This is a genomic window from Flavobacterium sp. 316, assembly GCF_000967805.1.
Taxonomy (GTDB): Bacteria; Bacteroidota; Bacteroidia; order Flavobacteriales; family Flavobacteriaceae; genus Flavobacterium; species Flavobacterium sediminilitoris.
In genome coordinates this window covers 447121-454501 of the sequence record NZ_JYGZ01000001.1, presented here as the reverse complement: position 1 = coordinate 454501, position 7381 = coordinate 447121, and the positions used below count along the sequence as shown (strand labels likewise).

The 7381-nt window shown below is 27.9% G+C and carries 5 protein-coding genes; 3 read left to right on the top strand and 2 right to left on the bottom strand.

Going from position 1 to position 7381, the window contains the following annotated elements; translation table 11 throughout:
• Positions 1-485: 485 nt before the first annotated feature.
• The 3 genes from SY27_RS02045 to SY27_RS02035 all read left to right on the top strand — a co-directional run bounded on the left by SY27_RS02045 (position 486) and on the right by SY27_RS02035 (position 4728).
• Positions 486-2753, top strand: coding sequence for a S9 family peptidase (locus tag SY27_RS02045; RefSeq protein ID WP_045966930.1), 2268 nt, complete (start codon positions 486-488; stop codon positions 2751-2753).
• Between the two features lie 228 nt (positions 2754-2981).
• On the top strand, positions 2982-3800 hold the full coding sequence (locus SY27_RS02040; RefSeq protein WP_152640680.1) for a hypothetical protein: 819 nt from the start codon (positions 2982-2984) through the stop codon (positions 3798-3800).
• A gap of 121 nt (positions 3801-3921) precedes the next feature.
• The gene (locus SY27_RS02035) at positions 3922-4728 is read left to right on the top strand and encodes an META domain-containing protein (protein ID WP_045966926.1); all 807 of its coding nucleotides are present in this window, start codon (positions 3922-3924) and stop codon (positions 4726-4728) included.
• Between the two features lie 91 nt (positions 4729-4819).
• Here the strand turns inward: SY27_RS02035 and SY27_RS02030 are convergent, their stop codons facing one another.
• Positions 4820-5392 carry a dual specificity protein phosphatase family protein gene (locus SY27_RS02030; RefSeq protein ID WP_045966924.1) on the bottom strand — a complete coding sequence of 191 codons (573 nt, stop codon included), beginning with the start codon at positions 5390-5392 and terminating at the stop codon, positions 4820-4822.
• Positions 5393-5398: 6 nt separating this feature from the next.
• Positions 5399-7336: an LTA synthase family protein gene (locus SY27_RS02025; RefSeq protein ID WP_045966923.1), complete on the bottom strand. Its 1938-nt coding sequence runs from the start codon at positions 7334-7336 to the stop codon at positions 5399-5401.
• Positions 7337-7381: the final 45 nt, after the last annotated feature.

Here is a 7381-nt window from a genome sequence, read left to right as displayed (position 1 = left end):
CTAATGGGATTCCTCCCAGTGTCGGAATGACAAGATTGTGGGGAAATAAAAAAAATGATAACATCTTTGTATACAAATAACTTGTTGTAAAAAATTATAATTATTTTTTGCTTTTTTACTTGATAAATCTATACTTTCTTGTACACAGTTAAAAATAATTATTTGTTTTAAAAATACAATTATGTTTTTATTTTTATTTAACTGATCTATATTTTATACTCTTATTGTCTTGCTTCTAAGGCAGACAATAGTTATATTTGAAACAACAAATAATAAATGAAAATTGAAAAAATTGAAAAATCGGGTGTTAATCGTCTTACTATCGAATCTTAGATTTAGAGGGCAATAATGCGTTAAATTTGTCATAATTTTACAAATATTCAAGCGATAGTCTGTAACATTTTAGTTGAAAACAAGTCCTATGTTTAGTCAATCAAAATTAAAGCAAAAAAACAAGGTGCTTTAAAAACTAAATTTTACATTCTATGAAAACAAAAAATTTAATTATTCTATTACTTATGAGTATTACCACACAAGCCCAGCAATTTGTTGGAGACTGGAAAGGAGAATTGGATGTGCAAGGCATGAAATTAGAGGTTATTTTTCATATTGCACAAAAGGACAATGTTTACACATCAACTATGGATGTTCCTATGCAAGGAGTTTCAGGAATAGCCATAGACAAAACGGAAGTAAATAATAATTCTATTACGCTAAAAGCACCACAAATGGGGATTGAATTTGTAGGTGAGTTTAAAAATAAAGAAATTATAGGTGAATTTCGTCAAGCAGGAATGAAATTACCTCTTACTCTTTCTTCATTCGAAAGTAAATTGCCTGGAAATATAGCTTTGCCTTCTTCTAAAGAGGAGTTAGAAAAAATGAAGGTTTATGATAAAGGAAGTTATAAGTATTCTGTTTCTGATTATTTTGCTAAACCAAAAGCTTCTGGTTTTCAATTGTCTCCAAATGGTAAATACATGTCGTATCGTGAAAAGGATGAAAACAACAAACGTCATGTTTATGTTAAAGAATTAGCTACTGGAATTGTAAAAAAGGCTATTGAGGAGAAAGATGAACTAGTGCGTAGTTATGGATGGATTAATGACGAGCGTTTATTTTTTGCTATGGATAAAGGTGGTGATGAAAATTATCATATTTATGGTGTAAATCTTGATGGAAGTAATTTAAAAGATCTTACTCCTTTTGATGGTGTTAAGGCTAGTATTGATAACATTTTAAAAGAGCAAAAGGATTACATTATTGTGTCAATGAACAAAAACAATAAGCAAGTTTTTGAGCCTTTTAAATTGAATATTGTTACAGGTGCTTTAGAGCAATTGTATAAAAATGAAGATATTGCTAATCCTATTCAAGGGTATGAATTTGACAAAGACGGAAACCTTAGAGGGTATAGCAAATTGGTTAATGGTGTACAAAATCAATTCTATTACAAAGACAATAAAACGGGAGAATTTAAATTACACACTACTACCAATTGGGATGATTCATTTGGGATTATCAGCTTTAATTATGCTTCTAAAAATAAAGATGAGGCTTATGTTATAACTAATTTGGATAGTGACAAAACCCGTATTGTATTATATGATTTAGCTACTAAAAAAATTATTAAAGAAGTGTTTTCTAACCCTACATTTGATGTGAGTGGTTTAAATCTTTCAAGAAAAAGAAATTATGAAATTGATAATTTTTCTTATGAAGGTGAAAAAAGTGAAATTATACCTGTGAGTAAACTATACAAAGAAATTTATGGGTTAATGAAAAAGGAATTTCCTAATAAAGAGTCTTACATAGTTGATAAGGATGATAATGAGACTCAATTTTTAGTAATTGTGCAAAGTGATAAATTATATGGTACTTATTATCAATATAATGCTAAAACGAAGAAGTTTAAATTATTATATGATTTAATGCCTCAGTTAAAAGAAACTGACATGGCAGAAATGAGACCTATTAAATTTACTAGTAGAGATGGAAAAACAATCTATGGCTATATTACTTTACCAAAAGAGGCTTTACAAGGTAAAAAAGTGCCTTTAATTGTGAATCCTCACGGTGGTCCACAAGGTATAAGAGATTCTTGGGGTTTTAATCCTGAAACACAATTATTTGCTAGTCGTGGTTATGCTACTTTACAAGTAAACTTTAGAATATCTGGAGGTTATGGAAAAGAATTTTTACGTGCTGGTTTCAAACAAATAGGTAGAAAACTAATGGATGATGTAGAAGATGGTGTGGCTTATGCAATTGAACAAGGTTGGGTAGACAAAGATAAAATTGCTATTTATGGTGGAAGTCATGGTGGTTATGCTACATTGATGGGGTTAGTAAAAACACCTGATTTATATGCTTGTGGTGTGAACTATGTGGGTGTTTCTAACATTTTTACTTTCTTTGATTCATTCCCAGAATATTGGAAACCTTATAAAGAAATTGTAAAACAAATTTGGTATGATTTAGATAATCCGGAAGAAGCTGCGATTGCTAAAGAAGTTTCTCCAGTTTTTCAAATCAATAAAATTAAAAAACCACTCTTTGTAATTCAAGGTGCAAATGATCCACGTGTGAATATTGCAGAATCGGATCAAATTGTAACTGGTTTAAGAGCAAAAGGTTTTGATGTGCCTTATATGGTAAAATATGATGAAGGTCATGGATTTCATAAGGAAGAAAATTCAATTGATATGTATGAGGCTACTTTAGGTTTTTTAGCAAAGAATTTAAAAAAGTAAAAAATGTATCTTTAAAATAATAAAAAGACAATTTCCACAAGAAATTGTCTTTTTTAATTTATATGTTCTTCTTATCCTTTTCTAATTCTATTCTTATATTTGAATAAAAAAATCTGATGAAAAGAAGCATTCTATTTTTTATTTTATTGTTTTCTATAAGTTTTTCATTCTTGTAATGATGTTAAAGAAAAAAAGCAAAACAAATATCTAAATATTCCAGGAACTAGATTGTCAATTATTCCTCCTAATGGTTTCAAAATATCAAAAAGCATTGTAGGTCTTGAAAAAGAAAATGAATCCATGATTCAAGTGATGGATTTAATAGGTGGAAATTATGATTCAAACACAAACACTTTCACAAAATCAGAATTTGAGGATAAAGGGATTAAGGTCTTAGATTTCAAAGAGATTAAAATTGATAATTACAATGCTAAATATGCGCATTTAAAAGGAAATGAAAAAGAAGAATACATCAATTTGGTTTTTGGCGATAGTACTTTTTCGGTAATGGTAATGGCAATTTCTACTTCAAGTGACAAAACTTTACTAACAGAAATTAAAGATGCATTATTAAAAATAAAGTATGATAAAGAAATAATAATTGATGCTTTAGCTACTAGCTTTTTTGAAATTGATTCAAATGATTCAAAATTTAAATTTGCAAAATCGAGTGCAAATATGTTTATCTATTCAGAAAATGGGATTGTCAAGGAGTCTTACAATAATGAGCCAATGGTTATGATTTCTACTCTTCCTAATGATTCCTCAACTACAAAAGAGATGATGACAGAAAGTATGATAAATGGTTTATTGCAAAATGGATTTAGCTTAAAAGAAGAAAGAAAGTCTATCATTGGAAAAATAAATGGTTATGAAAGTATCGAAACTGAATATATTGCGGAATCAAAAGGTATGGAAAAACTTGTTTATTTAACCGTTTTAATAAATGATGATAAGGCGATATCTTTTTATGGGATAACTGGAACTGATTTTGAACAAAATTTGATTGAATTCAAAAAAATATCTCATAATTTAAGGTTTAAATAAAAATAGTGTTTGGTTCTTCTTTCTTTTGATTATTGGCTTTAGCAGCAGTTGTGTAATCGTTTATGGCATCAAATTTGTTATCTTTGTGAAAAATTTTATTATAATTATAAAATAAAAAGATATGAAAAAAATAGTCTTTAATTTATTTGCACTTTATTTCTTAATGATGTTAGCATCGTGTAATAGTGGAAAGAATGAAAATGGTACTGAATTTTCAGTAGATGAGCCAAAAGAAATTGAAAAAACAGTTGTTACTGATAATCAAAATGAAGAAAAAGCTTATTTCATAGGTACAGGAACTGAGCCTTTTTGGGATATTAAATTAACTAACTCTACATTTATATTTAAGACAATTGATGGTGATTCTATTTCTCTTCCTTCAGTAGAACCTATTCGTGCTGCGGATAGTAATATTAAATTATATAGAACAAAAACAGATTTGTATGAATTTAATATTACTATTTCTCAATCTGAATGTACAAATGCTATGTCTGGTGAAAAATCGCCTTATAAAGTAAGTATAGAGTATAAAAAGAATGAAGATTTAACTTTTACAAAGATTAATGGTTGCGGACATTATGTTACTGATTACCGTTTACATGATATTTGGGTTCTTGAAGAATTAAATGGAAAGAAGGTTGGTATTGCTGATTTTAGTAAAGAATTGCCTCAAATGGAGGTTAATGCTAAGGAGAATACTTTTTCAGGACATGCTGGTTGCAACAGAATGAATGGGAAATTGTTTTTTGAAAAAGGCTTACTTCGTTTCGTAAATGTTGTTACAACACGAATGATGTGTGGTCCAGGTAATAAAGAAGGTGAATTTGTAAAAGCATTATCTAGTAGTATTCATTATAAAATAGAAAACAATAGACTTACTTTATCAAATCCTGATAAAACAACTGTTGTCTTTAAAAAAGTGGATTAATTTTGTTCTTTTGAAAGCAATAAAAGTTTAATACAAAAAAAACCATAGTTTTTCAACTATGGTTTTTTTTATATTTTAATGTCTAAATTATTTATTTTATACTGTCTTTTCTACCAATATAAGTATGTAGAAAATCTCCTTTAGGTGTTCCTAAATCAAAAGAACTCCATTTTGTTAGTAAACGTGTACTTGTTCTTGCTTCATCTCTGTCCATTCCTTCATATTCTATTCTATAAATAGCAGAATACATTTCGGCTCTTCCTATTCCATGATAACAATGTATTAATACAGGGTAATTATCTTGATTATCCATAATTTTAAAAAACATATCTAAATTATGTTTTTGTGGTACTTGGTCTGAACCGTTGTTAAAATAAGTTACGCCTTCAATTTTTGAAACGGCTTCTTTTTCAGCAAGTAATTCAGCAGGTACTTCTGGATTGTTAACATCGTCACCTGTTCCTGGAAAACGCAAATCAATAACACTTTTAATGCCATATTTTTTTACATAATCTTCAATTTCATCTGGCGGAATTACACCACTTTTATATACCTTTCCTTCTGTAATTGTTTCAAAATTATGATTAATATGCATATCATAAGCATATTTTCCTCCATAAATTGCAGCTAGCAAAATGACTAAATATAATAGCTTTTTTTTCATTTATTCTTATTTGGTTGATAATTTTTTATCTATTATTTTATTAAAATAGTCTTGAATAAATGCTTTACACTCTTGTTCTAATTTATTCATTTTTTGATTTCGATTAGAAATTAAATTCTGTATTAATTTTTTGTCCTTTTCATCATAAAAGCCAATTGCATTTTTTCCATCAAAGACGCAAATATAACCATCTTTCATGAAATAGTAATTATTGGAATTGTAATTAATTAAATATGGTTTTATGTCTTTTTCTTTGGTTAATAAACTTCTTCCCCAACTTCTAAATGGTTTGTCATATCCTATCATATCCATCACTGTTGGATATATATCTATGTGTTGTGCAATTTCATCACTGTTTCCTACTAAATCACTGTTTGGTTTATAAATTAATATTGGCACAGCTAACCTATTCATTATATTATGATAATAGTCTTCAAAATAATTCACTTGATTACAGTGGTCTGCCGTAATTACAAAAATTGTATTATTAAACCAAGGTTCTTTTTTAGCTGCATTAAAAAATTGTTTAAAAGCAAAATCTGTATACCCTACACATTGATGCATTGGGATATTTCCTTTTGGAAACTTATCTTTATATTTTTCTGGAACGACGTAAGGTTCATGTGAAGAAACGGTAAAAATAGTACTAAAGAAAGGTTGTTTCTTTTTACTTATTGTAGTATTCATAAATTGCATGAATGGTTCGTCCCAAATTCCCCATGAGCCATCAAAATCGGTATCATTTCCATATTCAGTCATACCGTAATAATGATCAAACCCTAAGATGTTTCCATAACCTAAAAATCCCATAGAACCATTTGGAGCACCGTGAAAAAATGAGGTATCATATCCTTTTTCTTTTAAACAAGAGACCATCGATTCTATTTTCTGCTTTGCATAAGGAGAAGATGTAAAAGCATCTTTAAAAGAAGGTATTCCTGAAAGAACAGAGGACATTCCATGAATTGATTTGTATCCATTTGCATAAGCATTAGTATAAATCATGCTATGATTTGCGAGTGAATCTAAAAAAGGAGTATAACTTACGTAATCTTTAATATTTAAATGTTTATTAAATGCTCCACAATATTCTCTTCCTAAACTTTCTGTTATAATTAAAACAATATTGGGTTTAGATGGATTATTTGAACTATAAAACTTGATTGGTTTAAAGCTTTCTTCAATAACTTCATTAGAAATATTAAAATCTTGTTTTTTGAATGTTTTAACTCCTAAAGTTCGTAAAAAAGTAAATGTTGAATTTAATACTAAATCGGCTTGTTGAATTTTTGCTACATGGCGGTTTGCATCAACTAAATTGATTGGACGTGTACTTTTTTTAAAATCTCCTCTTATTCCTCCTACACATAAAGTAGCAACAATTAATACTCCTAAAATTGATTTAAGAACATACCCTACTTTTGATTTTATTTGGGTATCATTTTTAATTTTCACTCTATTATATAAGAACACCCATAATGCACAAGTTAATATATATAATATAAATACATGCCAATATGTAATAACAAAACGAAATAGCATACCTCCTTTTGATTCTTCGTGCTTAATAATATCCCAAGCGGCAAGTGTTAATCTTGAAAAATTGTATTTATAGTATATAAAATCTATAAAATTGAGAGAATACAGCGATAAATTTGAAATAAAATACAACCAAAATAATCCTTTTTGATATTTTTTATGTGTATTTATAAAAAATGGAAGAATTGATAAAAGAATAAATAATCCATTAATATACAAAATTGAAGTTGTATCAAATGCTAATCCATGATATGAAATCTTTAAAAATTCTATAATAGAAGAAACTTCAACCATTTCAGAATTATACAAATAGAATAAGATTCTGGCAAAAAAATAGAACAAATAAGCTAATAAAATCCTATAAGCTAAAACTTTATATTCTTCTAATCTAAAAAACAACTTCATTAATTTTTATTATAAATTTTGTACAAAAATAACAATATTGATAGT

Excerpts from the sequence above, each read along its gene's own strand:
- SY27_RS02045 (WP_045966930.1), top strand. The coding sequence starts at position 486 with ATGAAAACAAAAAATTTAATTATTCTATTACTTATGAGTATTACCACA.
- SY27_RS02035 (WP_045966926.1), top strand. The coding sequence starts at position 3,922 with ATGAAAAAAATAGTCTTTAATTTATTTGCACTTTATTTCTTAATGATG.
- SY27_RS02030 (WP_045966924.1), bottom strand. The coding sequence starts at position 5,392 with ATGAAAAAAAAGCTATTATATTTAGTCATTTTGCTAGCTGCAATTTAT.
- SY27_RS02025 (WP_045966923.1), bottom strand. The coding sequence starts at position 7,336 with ATGAAGTTGTTTTTTAGATTAGAAGAATATAAAGTTTTAGCTTATAGG.